Origin of the sequence: Photobacterium lutimaris, from assembly GCF_003025555.1 — a bacterium.
Taxonomy (GTDB): Bacteria; Pseudomonadota; Gammaproteobacteria; order Enterobacterales; family Vibrionaceae; genus Photobacterium; species Photobacterium lutimaris.
The window spans coordinates 125826-142206 of sequence record NZ_PYMH01000004.1 but is presented as its reverse complement, the minus strand read 5'-3'; the positions used below and the strand labels follow the sequence as shown (position 1 = coordinate 142206).

Here is a 16381-nt window from a genome sequence, read left to right as displayed (position 1 = left end):
TTCCGCTTGGCCGTTAATTCGCCAAGCGGAAATACCGACAGAGTGGTTTATTTAAGTTACTTAACTGCTGAGTCTTCTTCAGCTGCTGCAATTTCTTTAGTGAACGAGTCGATAATGTCACCGCCAATAACATCACGGTATTTATCGACAACCGATTCCGTCGCCTTACGGAATTCAGTACGTGCTTCAGGGGTTAATTCTGTCACCTGCATATTAGCTTTAATTGTTGCCAAGCTATCGTTATTGACACGGCGGTTAACCTCACGCTGGTAGTCCCCAGCCTCTACAGCGGCCTGACGTACAGCAGCTTGATCATGAGCACTTAGTTTGTTCCAGCTTGCTTCACTGAAAATCAACACCAAAGGAGTATAAACGTGGCCGGTATCGGTCATCTGCTTTTGTACTTCATACAAGTTGTTCAATGCGATATTCGGGTATGGGTTCTCCTGCCCGTCAACGGTACCTTGCTGGAGTGCGGTAAACAGTTCGTTGAATGCCATTGGCGTTGGCGTTGCACCTAGTGCTTTCCAGGCATCAAGGTGAAGTGGGCTTTCCATGGTGCGTACCTTCAAGCCTTTTACATCCTCAACATTTGTCACCGTGCGGCGAGAGTTAGTTAGATGGCGGAAACCATTTTCCCAGAAATCCAAACCGATCAAACGACGCGATTGAAGCATCTCCAACATACCATCGGCAAAATCACTGCGTAGTACTTTATCGGCAACCACTTCATTAGGGATCATAAAAGGAAGATCAAAAACATTATATTCCGGATAAAAGTTCGCCAATGGCGCTGTCGATGGAATAGATACATCCAATGTCCCCAACTGCAGCATTTCAATAGCGGCTCGGTCATCACCTAATTGCGCAGAAGGATAAATATCAACCGTTAAATCTGTTGATTTCTCAACAAGTTCCTTAAATTTACTAGCCCCGTCATAAATAGGGTGCTGAGTATTAGAACTCATACTAAAACGTAATGTTTTAATTTGAGACTCGCAGGCTAAACTTGTGGTTCCTGGTGTATTATTGCCATTCATTACAATAGCTGAGCCAATAATGGAGGCGATAAAAAGCCCACCAATGGCTAGAATTTTACCCGATCTAGACATAGCATCTTCCTAATAGGTATTCTTATATAACGATAGTTCGTTATTGGTAGAGGTTAATTAATTTGTTCAGATATCTTCTGACTATATGATTTCATTAAGGGAATAAGAGCCTGCATTCTTTCATCAGGCATATATTCTTTAATACTGGTAATAGAAATAGCAGCAATAATATTGTTATATTTGTTGCGGATAGGTACTGCTACACATCGTACAAGATCTTCATTATCTTCAAGATCAAAACTGTAATCTTTTTTGGAGTATTCAGCCATACGGATTAGCATGGCTTCCAAGTCAACGCCCTGTTGTTTTTTGATTAGACGTTGCCACTCTGTTTTTGGCATATCGACCATCAACGCTTTCCCTATACCGGTCGCCGCCATTGGCAATCGGTCACCCACTTGGGAGCGAAGCTGTATCGCCCTTTCGCCCGGGATCTTATCGAGATAGAAAATCTCATCCTCATCTTTGATCCCTAGGTGAACGGTATCTTGTGTTTCTTCAGCCAAAGCTCGCAGAAAAGGCTTGGCAATCTCTTTAAGCGGCATATCCTGTTGGGCACGGATCCCTAATTGGATCATCTTCGTACCCAGCACAAGACCAATTCCTTTCACTTCTCGAATATAGCGAGCTTCAATCAAACCCTGCAGAATTCGGTGAACTGTCGATTTTGGTAAATCTAACAACTCACAAATATCTTTCAATTGGCGGTGACCGTCGGCAATAGCATCGATCACTGAGATAGCTTTGTTTAATGCCTGATTACCTTGTTTTGAACTCATACTCACCCCCAATTTCTGATGGGGTAAATATAACGTGCTGCAGTTTTTGAAAATGTGACCATGCTCAACGTTCCATTTTGTGGAATATTGTTCCCACATAGTGGAACTTTTACTAAATTGTGAACGAATATCGCCGACTATGTAACTTGTTTCATTGTATTTCACGACAAAGAATATTTTAATACTTCCCCTTATTTATTAGTTATTTATTCCATATTGATATGATTTTTTACAAACACCACTAGCGACGCAAACGATTGCGCTGTATATTCCCCGCCGCAGACAATTAAGCGCTTAAGCTAAAACAAGGATCCCCCATGCTATCGCAATCTAAAAAAGTGTTATTCACCATCGGTGCACTACTACTTTCAACTGTCGCAACGGCTTCAACCGTGAAGAGCGTCACCGTCCCATCACACGAAGCACCAAAGCAGCCAATTTTGATCCAAGGCCCAATGCCTATCGAAGCGGAGTACTTCGCTGACTTGCTTAAGGATGTTCGCATCGAACACAGCGGTAACTTTACTTTCTATATTGGTATGCTTAACGACTATCCAATCGTAGTGACCAAAACCAGTAAAGGTGTAGAGAATACGGCAGCAGCAACAGCGATTGCTATCGAGCGCTACAAACCACGCGCCATCATCAACCAAGGTACTTCTGGCGGCCATGACAAGTCACTCAATGTTGGTGATATTGTTCTAGGCAAGCGGTCATTTAATGCAGGCAACTTCAAGACACCTCGTCTTGCTGAAGGCGAAGGTTCTCACCCAATGGATTGGATCCCGATGGATGTGATGGCGTCTGAAAGCAGTGCAGGTGAAGGTGATGCTGCGGCGGATGCTGAAAAGGTTCGTTATTATGCAGGTAACGAAGATCTGTTAGCTTCTGCTCACGCGGTAAAAGAAACGCATATACGCGGTAAAGTTGTTGAGGGGACTATCGCTTCAGCAAACTTCTGGAACAATGAAATCGATCGCATGAACTGGCTACACGAAAACTACGGCACCAGCGTTGAAGAAATGGAAACCGCTTCTGCAGCAATGATGGCTGAAGCCTACGGCGTTCCATTCCTAGGTATTCGTATCCTATCGAACAACCTGACAAACGGTGGCAAGTACGACCCATCAACAGCAACGGATAACCAGAAGTTCGTGAAAAACGTCGTTCTACACTATATCTCTACACTGTAATCACCGTTCAAATTTCTTATCGCAAGCCCGCTAAGCGTATACTTGGCGGGTTTTTAATACTTTAAAATCAGCAGCTTACCTCCAATCACATTTACACATCAAAGTAATAGGTTGAATCGATTAGCCTATTTTTTCAAATATTAGACAATGGCCAAAAGTTAAAAAAGAGCCAGTCCCGTATGTTTAACAAACAATTTGAACAAACAGTCAAAGCTTCCATCACTCACATTCAGTCTCTACTGACCATCAATTTTGACAATCCACACCTAAAGAACCATAAAGTGGTCTTTGATGATTACTACAAACCTTGCTTTGAAGTACATATTCAAAACCCAATGAATAACACAGACAGTATTGAATTAGACTTTGAGCAACTTTCATATTACTTAAAACATCCCAAAGATCTTATCGTCTACTACTACAAGGAAAGGTATGTCGATTATATTGAATGGCTTAAAACGGGTGGGTTGGTCCAGTGCTCTGCTATTACCACCACAGGCATCCGCTGCAAAAATTACATCAACAACAAAACATATACCTTACACGAACACATCAAGTGGAAACACAAAGGTCGAACGTGCTCAAAGCACCAAAGTGAACCCGAAAGCTAACGTTAACCCGCTCACACTATCTTAGAAAACAGGATACCTGTGTGATTAATCGTGACGCTTTCACCTAAATCCGCATGCCAATATAACTGCCAACGTGAACAAAACAACAACAAGCATGAGGTCTAAATGAAACCTACAGCAATGGCAGTAGTACTCTCAGGTATCCTATTTGGCGGCTTGGCTAACGCCAGCACAAACACGAATGAAAGTAATATTATCCATAATCCGGGCTTTGAAGATAAAGGGCTGGGATGGAGTTATTGGTTTGCCAATATTCGTAGCGACGGTGCCTATGAGGGAACGTACCGTGGTCGTATCGCTATTGGTGCCGAACACCATATCAGCCAAGTGATCACCGTGCCAGAAACGGGCTATTACGATCTATCCGCCTTTATCCAGAACGATCAACAAGGCGGCCAATTTGGCTTGAAGAACTTGGCAGGAGAAATCTTGCTATCAAAGCAGTTGGGAGCAAACAGACAATACTCACTAAACAAAATCAAGCATATTGCGCTTGAAGAAGGCGAAGTGCTTTCTGTCTTTTTCTCCGGTTCGAACAAAACTGCCGTCAGCATTGATAATGTCACTTTAGCTAAGTCGAAAAAAGACAAGCTACCGACATTCAACCAAATCATTCAATTCAATGTCGCGGAGCAGTCCGGTTCAACCACGATTAATCGTAATGAACAACGCATTGAGTTTTCAGTACCCTATGGCACAGACGTAACCCAATTAACGATAAACAACTTATTGGCTTCACCGCAAAGCCAAACTAGCCTGCGCCAAGGTGACATTGTTGATTTCTCGAATCCAATAGCGGTTGATGTCATCAATGAAAAAGGAAAAAGTGAAACTTGGACGGTTAGCGGCCAGATCAGCGAGAAAGAAGTCACCATTTCATCCTCTAACACCGAGCTTGAAGATGCCTTCAACTGGGCCATCGATAAAACTAAGCAGTTTGTGATGACAGGGCAAAGCGGGTTAGTTAACCGTGATGAACGTAACAATGATGGGAGTGGCACTGCTGACTATATTCCTTCCTACTGGGCAGGGTATTTTGACCGCACCGCCTTCTATTCTCGCGACTTCCTTCACCAAGCCAGTGGTGGCTGGTTAGCTGGCCTAGGGGCAGAGAACCTGTCTATGTTCCAAACCTTTGCCCGTCATTCTACCGAGCCGCGTAAGTGGTACACCTTGTGGGCCATCAACTTCGACGGCACCCCACACACTATCGATTACCATCACGATGAATACTTTGTCCGTGAAGTACCGGCACAATTTGAATTTGTCGAAAAAGCCTTTGAACAATATCGCTGGACGGGTGATGAGCGCTATATCAATGATCCTGACTTATGGCAATTCTACACCAAAGTACTAACCGACTATATCGCCCTGCATGATGATCAGGAGCCAAATGGCATCGCCGAAGGTTACGGTGGGATCTTCGAAGGATCGGCCACTTACAACGAGCGCGGAGAGTTCCCCATTGAAGCCGGCGACGGTATCGGCTCGCAATATCAAGCGACGGTCGCTTATGCGGCAATGCTTGAAGCCAGAGGCGAAATGGCGCTAGCCGCAGAATGGGAAGAAAAAGCCACGGAACTCAAGCGTTTCTTCAATGAAGAGTGGAGCATAAAAGATCCTGCCAACCCACTGGATAATTACGTCAACATTATCCAAAAAGATGGCCTGCGCCTTAACGACTTCGGTAAGGAAAACAGTTGGTTCATGCCAATGAAGCTGATTACCGAGCCTGGGGAGCGTAACGATAACTACCTGAGCTTTATCTCTGAAAACCTCGGTGAGGGCATTGGTTCAACGCCGGAAGCGCCACACAACATTGAGGCTTATACCTATATTCCTGAAACCTACTTCCCCTATAACCAAAATGAAGAGGCCTGGAAATGGATGAACTATATCATCAACAAAAAGGATCAACCTCATGAGCGCCCAACCCAGGGTACCAATGGAGACTATCCGGAAATCTCCTTTACATTCATTTCAAACACAATTGAAGGCCTAATGGGGATTGAGCCAAATGCGCCTGAAAATCGGATTGTGACCGCCTCTCACCTACCACAAGATATCGAATGGCTTGAAGTCGATTACCTTCCTATGGGCGAGCATGAACTGGCTATCCGCCATAACGGGTTAACAGAGACAAGCTTAACTAATACCTCTGAAGAAACTCTCGTGTGGGAAGCACGCTTCTACGGAGAGTATGACAGCATTGCAGTCAACGGTACCGCTACGGAAGCTATGAAGAAAAAGGTTAACGGCGCTAAACTGAGCTATGTCATCATAGACGTACCTGTAAACGGAAAGGCAATGGCTAAAGTGCTTTCCAACTAATCACGCACATTAGTCATTAACCTCAATGTCAGGAAGGTGAGTCGTCTTCCTGACATAACTAACGACAACCTCTAGTCATCTACAAGCTTCTGCGCACTTACCAATTAGCAAGCAGATATGCGTGACAACCGGTTCGTTGCGCTCACTACGGCCAGTAACGAGGCTTTTGTGATATTTGAGTGGCGGCCTGCTCCAAACAAACTCTTCTCGTTCGCGTGTGCAACCTCTACGTAAGCAACTGCCGTTGCTTCCGAACCACTATCGGTAGCATGCTCACTGTAATTGACAATGGAAAGACTCAACGCGAAAGTATCATTCATTCCATTGACAAACGCAGCAAGTGGCCCATTACCTTTCCCATATATCATGATCTCCTTACCATTATGTTGAAGAGTAGCTTCAATTCGGCAAGTACCATCCGCGTTCTGCCTTTCCATATAACCAAATAAAGAGAACGGGTTATTGGCATCAAGGTACTCAGCATTAAATGCCTCCCAGATATTTTCTGCTGTAAGTTCTTTAGGGTATAAGCAGTCACTTTCTAAGAAGTGGGAGAATCGGCTTGATATTATCAGAGTCACACTTCATAGTTGAATTCACGAATAAAATCTCCACAACGTAATTGTATTACCAACTGATATTAAGACTTGCGAATGAGCGACCGAATACACTCAAATGACAAAGCTAGCATCAGCATTCCAATAACCAGCGAGAAACCGACACCGGCTATGTAGTCTAGTTGATCAGGGGTAACCCCCAAAAAGGGCTCTTTAGTCTCTACGTGAGCGTTAGTCTTAAACTCTTGGCGTACCTGAGTCACTTGTTCTGGGGTTAAAATTATGTCTTTCATAGTAATTTTCACTTTTATCGAAGACATCATAAGTTATAGCTTAATCAGTAGGTAAACTTACACATGCATTTATTTGCTAAATAGTCATCGCGATACTAGGTCAACCAACAATAGAAAACAATGTTTTATCACCTTGTATCGAATAAGAGATTAAACATCAGTCAAGTACACAACGCAAAAACGAGCAAATATTAACCACCACGTAAAACTAACCTGCGACATTACTCGCTTTTCGCCTGATAAATAAAAAACACTGTTTACAATGCCTTTTCAGCTTGTATAGTTAACGCCAATAAGTTGACATATAAGACATAGAGTGATGAATAATAAAGGCTTCACACTAATAGAAATGGTCGCCGTCATTATCCTGCTAGGCATTCTTGCGGTCACCGCTGCCCCGCGACTTTTAGCGCTTACAACAGATGCCAGAATAGCAACATTAGACGGTTTTAGTGCTTCGTTTGAGGTAGCCAATGAGCTAGTCCACAGCAAGGCAATCATGAATGGTTTGGAGGATAATGCTAATACTGTCAAACTTCCAGGGACTAACATTGGCGTTAATAATGGCTATATGCTGCTAAAACAAGAGAGTATTGACGAGGCAATGGACCTCAGCGGCGTCAGTTTTACTTTTTACAGTGACGGTAAGGAAGCTTATTTCTATCTTGGTGAAGTAGCGAAGTATCCAAAACATATACAAGAAGAGCAATGCTACGTTCATATCCAACGAACAATAGATCCTGCGACCTCCCAACTATTTCCGCCCGTCGTTATCAAAAATTACCAAGGCTGCTAATCAGCTATAAAGACGCCATAAAAATGGGTGGCGTTTATCATGATTATTCCACCGATATGATAAATGGCCTTACCGACTGAAGCACTTCTACGGCATACTCAAGTACTCATATTGATAACTCCCCCTTATAACTTTGGCGTATAAAAACACTAAGCACTTGCGATATTACGCCTATAGTTAAGCTAGCACCTTGGCTTAGAGGGATCTTTAATGGCAACAGGTTTGTTTCTTTTTCAAAATGATTTAAGACTGCATGACAATTCAGCACTCGCCCTAGCGACTCAAGAGGCTGATCATCTCATTTGTGTTTATTGCTTACCTGTCTACAATGCCAATCGCTATCCCTACCATATCAGTAAGCACGGAACCTACAGGAAACAGTTTCTCTTACAGTCACTCCATAATCTTGCAGAGCAACTCAGTCAACGAGGGCAGAGTTTGCATGTCATACTGGAACACCCACTAAATGCTCTACCGGAGTTAATCAACCAATATAATGTCTCTATGGTTTATACCAGCGAAAATGTTGGTGTGTATGAGCAACGCAACTGGCACACGCTTAAAGGAAGGTACCCGTATATCACATTTAGAAACATAGCAACGCATACCCTGTTTGACAAAATCGAATTACCTTTTAACGTAAATGAGTCGCTGCCAGCCACCTTTAGCCAATTTCGTAGACAGGTTGAAGAGCTAGATATTCGTTCACCGATAACCACCATCGCCAAACTGCCTTCAGCGCCAGGCAGGCTCAAAGCTTTTGATGTGGTCAGTCCAATGATTAACCCAAAGCTGTTAGCTGACTTTGATGGCGGTGAGACAGCGGCCCTCAAACACCTTGAGCACTACTTTGCCTCATCGGCACCCAGTACTTACAAGTTGACCCGAAATGAACTTGACGGCTGGGAGAATTCGACCAAGTTTTCACCGTGGCTGGCACTAGGGTGCTTATCTGCGAACAAGCTTCTCAAGCACCTAAGACAATATGAAACAGACATCGAATGCAATGAATCCACTCAATGGATAAAATTCGAACTACTTTGGCGCGAATACTTCCAATGGTATGCCCACAGCTACGGGTCAAAACTTTATACTTTTTCAGGTATCACATCGACGCCACCCCATACCGCCTTCTACCCTGAGCGATTTCGTCGTTGGAGTGAGGGGAACTCACCCTACCCTATTGTTAACGCCTTGATGAATCAGCTACGGAATACTGGCTATATGTCCAATCGAGGAAGACAAATAGCGGCGAGTTGCTTGGTGAATGAACTCAGTGTGGACTGGCGCTATGGCGCCGCATATTTTGAAGAACACCTGATTGATTATGACACGGCTTCAAACTGGGGTAATTGGCAATATATAGCTGGGGTTGGGGCCGACCCACAGCAAGGGCGCCACTTCAATATTGTAAAACAAACAGAGCTCTATGATCCTAAAGGAGAGTTTATCCGTAAGTGGAATGGAGACAATTATGACGGCCATATCGACTCCGTCGATGCTACTGGTTGGCCTATTCGTTGAATACAGGTGAGAGTGATACTGAAATGGCGGCTCAGCAATACAGAACGCTCAGATTGATCCTCGGTGATCAACTGAACATAAATCATTCTTGGTACACCTCAGTTGATGATTCTACCCTCTATCTAATCGCTGAGCTGAAACAAGAAGCTGACTATGTCGTCCATCATATACAAAAAATATCTGCCTTTTTCGCCGCTATGGAGCAATTTGCTAGTCAGCTTCAAGGAGCTGGTCATCACGTTGTCCATTTAAATCTCGATCAATCGGCAAAGTATGAAAATTTACCCTCGCTTATTTCAGCCTTGGTAAAACAATACCAATGCACTCACTTTGAATTTCAGCGCCCTGATGAATACCGGCTTTACGAGCAACTTCATTCTTTAGCCGGTTCCCTAAGCCAAGCGAATATCCACTGCAGAGAATATGATACGGAGCACTTCCTACTACCTTTCAAGGAGATTCAGGAAAACTTTCCACCAGGAAAGCATGTTTTGATGGAGTACTTTTATCGCCGTATGAGGAAACGCTTTGATCTGCTGATGGTTGATGACAAACCGCATGGTGGGAAATGGAATTTTGATAAGAGTAATCGTAACAAGCTCAAAACTCATGAACTTGAACAGATCCCGAACCCACTGTGTTTTGCCAATAACGTTAGCGGTATATTAAATAGAATTGCAGCTCACCAAATTCGAACCATTGGTCAGGCTCAACCGCAACTTTTGTGGCCGGTCACCGCCATTCAAGCCAAGCTTCTGTTAAATTACTTCTGCCAACATTGCCTGCACCAATTTGGCTGTTTCCAAGATGCCATGACTGAAAACTCACCACATAGCTGGAGCTTGTATCATTCTCGGCTTTCTTTTGCCTTGAATTCAAAACTTATCTCACCGAAAGAAGTTATTGATCAAGCCATCACAGCCTATGAACAAGATAGCACTATTGATATTGCACAAATAGAAGGTTTCGTTAGACAAATACTGGGATGGCGCGAGTATATCCGAGGGATTTATTGGGCCAATATGCCTCACTACAAAAAAACCAACGCCTTGAAGGCAACCCGAGACTTGCCAGCGTTTTTTTGGACTGGGAATACCCAAATGGCCTGCATGAAATCCGCGATAACACAATCTCTGGATTATGCCTATGCCCACCATATTCAGCGCTTGATGGTAACGGGGAATTTTTGCCTACTCGCTGGTATCGCACCTGATGAGGTCGAACAGTGGTACCTCGGAATATACATTGATGCCATTGAATGGGTTGAAATGCCGAATACCCGCGGCATGGCACTCTTTGCCGACAATGGCATCATTGCCACTAAACCTTATGCGGCCAGTGGCAATTACATCAACAAAATGAGCGACCACTGCAAACATTGTTTTTATGATGTAAAGACAAAGACCGAATCAAACTCATGCCCATTAAATAGTCTATATTGGAATTTTCTCCACCAACATGAGTCTTGGTTAGCCAAAAACCACAGAACAAGAATGATTTACAGAAGCTGGGACAATATGTCTGAAGAAGAGAGAGAGTCTATTTTAGATAAAGCTAAAAACATATTAGCCAATATAAACATGCTTTAAAAAATATGCTATTCACTGCAATATTTCGCCACCCAAAAGCACTTAATCGCCCAATCGATTAATAACTTGACACATCAAGAAAAACAACATTACCATTTATTTCAGAAATACATCAACCTGGCATTATTTATAAAGCCCATATCAACCACAGGCTTTTTTTGTGAGCAACATCACATTTAGTGCCCAGCAATATGTATATTATGGCGAAAAAATCAATCATCAAAAGGATTTTTGTATGAAGTGCTGTGATAATCCAGCGGCTATACAAATGAAAAGAAGCCTCATCCAAAAGTTTTTCTATAATGCCGTTTATAAGTGTAGAAACTGTGGTGGCAAAATTAAGCTATAACCAGTAACTATTATTTACTCTCAACATTAACAGCTTATAAAAATGACAAGTTCTACTATTTCATTCATTAAGTGCTATTAGCCATATATTAAACAAAAGCAAATTCTCACACCGAAAAATGAATCATTAGCACTTTATTAATAGTAGTTTTTAACTGTATTTTTAACGAAGCTGCACTGGATATTTCAAGCATGCTTTTTGATAACTTAACAAAAACACCTCATCTAAAAGAAACGGGCTTACTCAGTGACTTGAGCCAAGCGGGTACCGGTATACCTTCATCGCCGAAATCTTTAAGTTGCCCCCATTACCGTATTGTTCTCGCCTGCAGCCGCAGCCAGCTTAAGATAAAGAAACCGATTGAATTGATTGTATTGTAATTATCTCTGATTTGTGCCCGGATTTAACGTTAAAAGGATGAGCGGTTCACACCGCTCATCCTAACTTACACAATCATGAAAGTGATAGGATGCCTCATCAGTTATGATGCAACAGGTTCCGAACTCACTTCTTGGTTTTGCTGTCGACGCTTCACTATCAGTAGCACACCTGCACATAGCATGCCTGCTGATGATACCGTCAGACCAATACCGAAGATTATCTGATAGGCCTCGATCTTGTCGAAGGTATCGATGATCCAACCGTTAAGCGCATATGCCCAGAACACAGACGCGTAAGCGGCAAACGAACCGACACTCATCGCTGCACCGCTACACCGCTCAGGTACACCCGCTTCTGCAACTGGCGCTAAGATAATGCCTTTAGCTAAAAAGATAGAGAACGAGAAACACATCAGCAGGATGATATTCATCATTAGCATACCTTCACCTTTCGGCATCAATATGGTACCTAATAGGCATAATGCTGTTAAACCAAGACTAAACATCATCATCTTCGTCGATGACTTGAATAGAAAATCAGACAATGAACCAGCAACAAGCCCCGCGATAACCCCCATTGCACCAGTATTGATAATACCGAACATCGCTGCCTGAGACGTACTTAAACCAAATACAGCTTGTAGGTAAGGTACCGTGTAAATCAAGGTAATGTATGTCCAGTACACAGTCATCGACGTTAGTGCAGCCAACCACACTGTTGGCATTTTTAATACATGAATAAGACCTTGTAACGCGGCTTTATTCTTGGATTCGCCTTCTTGTACTTCCAATTGGTTATTAGGTACATATTTCCAGATTAGGTAAATCATTGGAATGATTAGAAGGGTATAAAACAGAATCGCCCCTTTGAATACCAAAATAGAACCACCAACCAGTGCCATGATACCCACGATAGCGGCGTTCATGCTCATTTCCAACGCACGACGGATAGATTCTAGTAAACCAAAAGCCATACCTTTATTGTTGTCCCCCGACATTAGGTTGACACCGTTGACGACCGCAGGCCAGAAGATAGCATCAGTGATACCCCAAATACCGGCAATAATCGCCAATATGGTGAAGTCAGGCTGAAATAGAATAATAAACATCATACTGACTAAACGAACAACAAGGCTGCTCATCAAAATAGAGCGTACTGAAAATCGGTTATTTACCCAGCCCGCTGGAATGTAGAAAAACATTGCAGAGCCGATTAAGGTAAACAAAATACCCATCTGGGTATTGTCGATATTGAGTACATCCAATAGTAAGTTATAGAATGTACCTTTAAACGCTTCAAAAGCGGAGTAGATGATCTGACCAGACATAACCACCGACAAAAAGCCATAAAAGCGCTTGTTAGAGTCAAAACCTATTTTTTCAATCATTCTTTTCATAGCAAAACTTCTTCTATTTAATTGTTATTTTAGTGTTATCGTCATTTTTGTATTTTATATTTTGACGGGAATTGATTTGATATATCGGTGAATACACCATCAACCCCCCAATTGAATAACTGATTGGCTCGAGCAAGATCATTTACGGTATAAACATTAATTTTGTAGCCAGCAGCCTTGAACTTTTGAACTTTCTCTTTCGTCAAGTTGACATCTTCAGGGTGAATGTACTCCGCTTGACAAGCTTCTAGGATTGAACACCAATCATCCCATAAGTTCGCATCTTCAAATAAACAAGCTACTGCGGTTTCAGGTCGACGACGCTTGAACTCAACAAGTGCTAAGTGATTAAAGCTAGAAACAATCAACTCGCGTTCAGGATTCAGCTGTTCTAAATCACGAATGACATTCGTGAGTAGCTTATCTGTCATCTCCCAGCCTGCAGTACAAGACTTGATCTCAACGTTGAGGTTAAGTTCATGTTCATTAGCAAGCGTAACGAGTTGTTCAAAAGTGGGGATTCTTTCGCCAATAAAATCATCATGGAACCAGCTACCTGCATCAATGCTAGGCAAGTCGCTTACCGTGAGGTCATATAAACTTCCACAGCGATCAGTACAACGATCCAGCGTATCGTCGTGAGATAAAACGACCGTTCCATCGGCCAAGATGTCAACATCACATTCAATCCATTGAATTCCATATTGCTTGCACATGGAAAATGCCGACAGCGTATTTTCAGGTGCGAGAGCTGACATTCCACGGTGAGCAAATACTTTTTTCATTTCGTTACCTATATCATTTTCGAACGAGCATTGTCGTGGTCGAAAATATACAGAAAGCTATGCATGGAAAATGTGATGTATATGCAATAAGAGCAAGCCATAATGTGATCTGATAGACAGAAAGTGAAATAAAACCAGCGAACACATCAATAAATCACTAAATACCACTCAAAAATCGACACTTAATCCAGCATATAAACCACAGAGCAGCATATTGCTTTGAGGCTTTCTCAAAAGAGCATGAATAATTATGGTACTAGTTTCTAGACACTGCGCTAAGCAGCTATATAAGCATAACTCTGTGGCCTAAAAACCATCTCGGCAATAAATATTAAGTAAATTAACGCCGCTAATTGAACGCATTTCATGCGAGCGAGAGAGTGCTTCGCATTAATAACTATACAAACCTGACTATCACCACATACACTGGAAGCGAAATCACATTTTGAAATATATTAAATACGCCAAAAGCTAAAGTTTTGGGAGTAAGATCGCAAACTCAAGCGTTGTGAATAAATAATATTCCTTTCAGGGTTTAATTGATAAGGAAGAATAATGATGTGTTGCGATACTCCTTTTGCTCAACGAATGAAAAGAAACCTATTAGATAAAATACTGTATAACTCAGTATATAAATGTAGTAACTGTGGCAACATCATAAAAATACGCTCTTAGTCGATGACCGATTACATTGTCGGATAAACAGCCACCTTGCTTTTAATTTACTTTTCTATTTTCTTTAATTGAGTGGGGCTATACCCAAAATGTTTTTTGAAAACTTTACAAAAGTAGCTCACGTCAGTGAAACTGACTTCGTGAGCAATATCTGCAAGGCTATAGAAGGAGTTTTGCAAGCGCCAATGGGCATGGGTCATCCTCATGGTCGCCCAGTACTCGCGTGGCCTCACCGCCAACTCCTTTAAAAACACCCTATCGAGTTGCCTCCGGCTTAATCCCAACTTACGTGACAGCTCCTCAATACTTAGCGGCACCGATAAGTTCTGGCGCATTAACGAAATGGTACGTGATACATGGCGATTATGTTGATGCGCTTTATTTACATCCCCCCCCAATGATTTCAAATAGTGGTTTCGGCTTCGGGTTTCATCAATCAACATATCAGCCAATCCTTTTAAAGCCCTTTCTCGACCACACAGCCCAGCCAATAATTCAATCGCTAATTCAATAACAGCCGTTCCTCCTGCGCAGCTGATCCTCTTACCATCAATACAGTAAAGTTGATCCGCTCTTGCTTTTAATGTCGGAAAATCTGTCTCAAATTCCTGCAAGTGGCGCCAGTGAACAGCAACCTCACAGCCATCTAAGAGCCCTAGCGACGCTAATGTAAAGCAGGCGTTATCTACCGTAACCAAAGTAACCCCTCTTGCCACCGCTTTCTTGAAAAATGCGCTGTACAATGGCGCCATTGCTTTCATCTGGCCTGCACTACGCCCACCAAACACCACAACATAGTCATATTGCGCTAAATTGACATGCTCGAAAGCCAGTTTAATTGAAAGGTGGACACCACTACTTGAGACTACATCCCCATCAGACAGCCCTGCAATATCCCACGAGCAATACTTCTGCTCACTGAAATCCTCTTCATCAGCAGAAAAACGCAGCTTATCGAGAAAACTGCCGAACGGCAGCATGTTAAACGTTGGCAATGGCACCAACAAGAAGCGCACATCAGGCGGTACGCTTGGCGTGCTACCGAAGAGTCTGGCTGTTTGAGATGGCAATGAATGAGAAGACATAAAGAGAAAGAGTAAGACCAACGTGTCTAAATTTTACCTTACATTGTCCAAATAACACCAAAGTATTTATCAGGCTCGTTCGTATACTGACAATCAATATCTTTATTGGACTAAGGTCATTGCATGACATTGGAAACTTGGGTGCTGTACTTGGTGGCAGTCACTGGACTGGCTTTTGCTCCCGGCCCAAATGGGTTACTGGCACTGAGCCACGGGGCCTTATACGGGCGCAAAAAAACACTCCCAACTATTCTGGGCGGCGTTACCGGTTTTATGGGTGTTATCGCCATCTCGATGTTCGGCATCGGCTCGTTAATGATGGCATCAGCACATGTACTCTCACTGCTCAAGTGGATCGGAGGAGCTTACTTGGTTTATCTCGGGATTCAATTATGGCGGTCCCCCACAATCACTTTAGAAACAACATCGGCCAACGATCTTGGCAATACAGCTAGATTCAGACAGGGGCTTTTAGCTGCTATCGCTAACCCCAAAGTCATTTTATTCTTTGGTGCATTTTTGCCCCAGTTCATGACGCCAGAAACTTCGCTGCTTGCGCAGTTTATAATTCTTGCGGCGACATTCGCTGTGGTTGAATTTAGTGTTGAGTTCTTTGTTGCCTGTATCGCACACCAACTGCGGCCATGGCTACAAAAAAGCGGGCAGCGCTTTAACCGCGGTTGCGGTTCGGTCTTCGCTCTACTTGGTGCGAGCCTACCGCTAAGCCAATAAACTCTTACCCAAGTAACCGCAAGGTGCTTGGGTATATTCCCGCAAGATACCGGCTTCACCGACATTCCAAGCAGTTCGATGTAAATCCGATATACTTATAGCCAAGCTATTTTGTGACATAGATAACACTTTAGTCTTATGTAAGTGTTCCGGCATTAGTCATGTTGTTGGC

At 42.9% G+C, this 16381-nt stretch carries 14 protein-coding genes; 7 read left to right on the top strand and 7 right to left on the bottom strand.

Features of this window, described 5'->3' with window-relative positions; all coding sequences use genetic code 11:
• Window positions 1-56: 56 nt before the first annotated feature.
• Entirely contained in the window at window positions 57-968 is a 912-nt protein-coding gene (locus tag C9I99_RS11095; protein ID WP_243734415.1) for a TRAP transporter substrate-binding protein, read from the bottom strand.
• A 197-nt stretch (window positions 969-1165) separates the two neighbouring features.
• Window positions 1166-1990: an IclR family transcriptional regulator gene (locus C9I99_RS11090; protein ID WP_107348952.1), complete on the bottom strand. Its 825-nt coding sequence runs from the start codon at window positions 1988-1990 to the stop codon at window positions 1166-1168.
• Window positions 1991-2208: 218 nt separating this feature from the next.
• On the opposite strand from C9I99_RS11090, the gene C9I99_RS11085 reads away from it, so the two are divergent.
• From C9I99_RS11085 to C9I99_RS11075, 3 genes are all read left to right on the top strand, one after another.
• Window positions 2209-3084, top strand: coding sequence for a 5'-methylthioadenosine/S-adenosylhomocysteine nucleosidase (locus C9I99_RS11085; RefSeq protein ID WP_107348951.1), 876 nt, complete (start codon window positions 2209-2211; stop codon window positions 3082-3084).
• Between the two features lie 179 nt (window positions 3085-3263).
• Window positions 3264-3695, top strand: a complete 432-nt coding sequence (locus C9I99_RS11080) for a hypothetical protein (RefSeq protein WP_107348950.1) — start codon at window positions 3264-3266, stop codon at window positions 3693-3695.
• 126 nt (window positions 3696-3821) lie between these two features.
• Window positions 3822-6047 carry a glucosidase family protein gene (locus C9I99_RS11075; RefSeq protein ID WP_107348949.1) on the top strand — a complete coding sequence of 742 codons (2226 nt, stop codon included), beginning with the start codon at window positions 3822-3824 and terminating at the stop codon, window positions 6045-6047.
• A gap of 104 nt (window positions 6048-6151) precedes the next feature.
• Here C9I99_RS11075 and C9I99_RS11070 read toward each other — a convergent pair whose 3' ends face one another.
• Window positions 6152-6628, bottom strand: a complete 477-nt coding sequence (locus C9I99_RS11070) for an alpha-isopropylmalate synthase regulatory domain-containing protein (protein ID WP_107348948.1) — start codon at window positions 6626-6628, stop codon at window positions 6152-6154.
• A gap of 59 nt (window positions 6629-6687) precedes the next feature.
• Window positions 6688-6897 (bottom strand): hypothetical protein, encoded by a 210-nt coding sequence (locus C9I99_RS11065; protein ID WP_107348947.1) that lies wholly within the window; start codon window positions 6895-6897, stop codon window positions 6688-6690.
• A 319-nt stretch (window positions 6898-7216) separates the two neighbouring features.
• Here C9I99_RS11065 and C9I99_RS27545 point away from each other — a divergent pair, with 319 nt between their 5' ends.
• The 3 genes from C9I99_RS27545 (at window position 7217) to C9I99_RS11050 (ending at window position 10806) form a co-directional block, all read left to right on the top strand.
• On the top strand, window positions 7217-7693 hold the full coding sequence (locus tag C9I99_RS27545; RefSeq protein ID WP_107348946.1) for a type II secretion system protein: 477 nt from the start codon (window positions 7217-7219) through the stop codon (window positions 7691-7693).
• A 210-nt stretch (window positions 7694-7903) separates the two neighbouring features.
• Window positions 7904-9217: a DASH family cryptochrome gene (locus C9I99_RS11055; protein WP_107348945.1), complete on the top strand. Its 1314-nt coding sequence runs from the start codon at window positions 7904-7906 to the stop codon at window positions 9215-9217.
• A 23-nt stretch (window positions 9218-9240) separates the two neighbouring features.
• Entirely contained in the window at window positions 9241-10806 is a 1566-nt protein-coding gene (locus tag C9I99_RS11050) for a cryptochrome/photolyase family protein (RefSeq protein ID WP_107348944.1), read from the top strand.
• Window positions 10807-11636: 830 nt separating this feature from the next.
• Here the strand turns inward: C9I99_RS11050 and C9I99_RS11040 are convergent.
• The 3 genes from C9I99_RS11040 to C9I99_RS11030 all read right to left on the bottom strand — a co-directional run bounded on the left by C9I99_RS11040 (window position 11637) and on the right by C9I99_RS11030 (window position 15477).
• Window positions 11637-12932: an MFS transporter gene (locus C9I99_RS11040; RefSeq protein WP_107348942.1), complete on the bottom strand. Its 1296-nt coding sequence runs from the start codon at window positions 12930-12932 to the stop codon at window positions 11637-11639.
• Window positions 12933-12973: 41 nt separating this feature from the next.
• The gene (locus C9I99_RS11035) at window positions 12974-13717 is read right to left on the bottom strand and encodes a glycerophosphoryl diester phosphodiesterase (RefSeq protein WP_107348941.1); all 744 of its coding nucleotides are present in this window, start codon (window positions 13715-13717) and stop codon (window positions 12974-12976) included.
• Window positions 13718-14439: 722 nt separating this feature from the next.
• Window positions 14440-15477, bottom strand: coding sequence for a GlxA family transcriptional regulator (locus C9I99_RS11030; RefSeq protein WP_107348940.1), 1038 nt, complete (start codon window positions 15475-15477; stop codon window positions 14440-14442).
• A 123-nt stretch (window positions 15478-15600) separates the two neighbouring features.
• Between C9I99_RS11030 and C9I99_RS11025 the strand changes: the two genes are divergently transcribed.
• Window positions 15601-16209 carry a LysE family translocator gene (locus tag C9I99_RS11025; RefSeq protein ID WP_107348939.1) on the top strand — a complete coding sequence of 203 codons (609 nt, stop codon included), beginning with the start codon at window positions 15601-15603 and terminating at the stop codon, window positions 16207-16209.
• Window positions 16210-16381: the final 172 nt, after the last annotated feature.

Coding starts and splice junctions, on each gene's coding strand:
- C9I99_RS11025 (WP_107348939.1), top strand. CDS start 15,601: ATGACATTGGAAACTTGGGTGCTGTACTTGGTGGCAGTCACTGGACTG.
- C9I99_RS11035 (WP_107348941.1), bottom strand. CDS start 13,717: ATGAAAAAAGTATTTGCTCACCGTGGAATGTCAGCTCTCGCACCTGAA.
- C9I99_RS11030 (WP_107348940.1), bottom strand. CDS start 15,477: ATGTCTTCTCATTCATTGCCATCTCAAACAGCCAGACTCTTCGGTAGC.
- C9I99_RS11090 (WP_107348952.1), bottom strand. CDS start 1,990: ATGTGGGAACAATATTCCACAAAATGGAACGTTGAGCATGGTCACATT.
- C9I99_RS11040 (WP_107348942.1), bottom strand. CDS start 12,932: ATGAAAAGAATGATTGAAAAAATAGGTTTTGACTCTAACAAGCGCTTT.
- C9I99_RS11095 (WP_243734415.1), bottom strand. CDS start 968: ATGAGTTCTAATACTCAGCACCCTATTTATGACGGGGCTAGTAAATTT.
- C9I99_RS11080 (WP_107348950.1), top strand. CDS start 3,264: ATGTTTAACAAACAATTTGAACAAACAGTCAAAGCTTCCATCACTCAC.
- C9I99_RS11075 (WP_107348949.1), top strand. CDS start 3,822: ATGAAACCTACAGCAATGGCAGTAGTACTCTCAGGTATCCTATTTGGC.
- C9I99_RS27545 (WP_107348946.1), top strand. CDS start 7,217: ATGAATAATAAAGGCTTCACACTAATAGAAATGGTCGCCGTCATTATC.
- C9I99_RS11050 (WP_107348944.1), top strand. CDS start 9,241: ATGGCGGCTCAGCAATACAGAACGCTCAGATTGATCCTCGGTGATCAA.
- C9I99_RS11085 (WP_107348951.1), top strand. CDS start 2,209: ATGCTATCGCAATCTAAAAAAGTGTTATTCACCATCGGTGCACTACTA.
- C9I99_RS11065 (WP_107348947.1), bottom strand. CDS start 6,897: ATGAAAGACATAATTTTAACCCCAGAACAAGTGACTCAGGTACGCCAA.
- C9I99_RS11055 (WP_107348945.1), top strand. CDS start 7,904: ATGGCAACAGGTTTGTTTCTTTTTCAAAATGATTTAAGACTGCATGAC.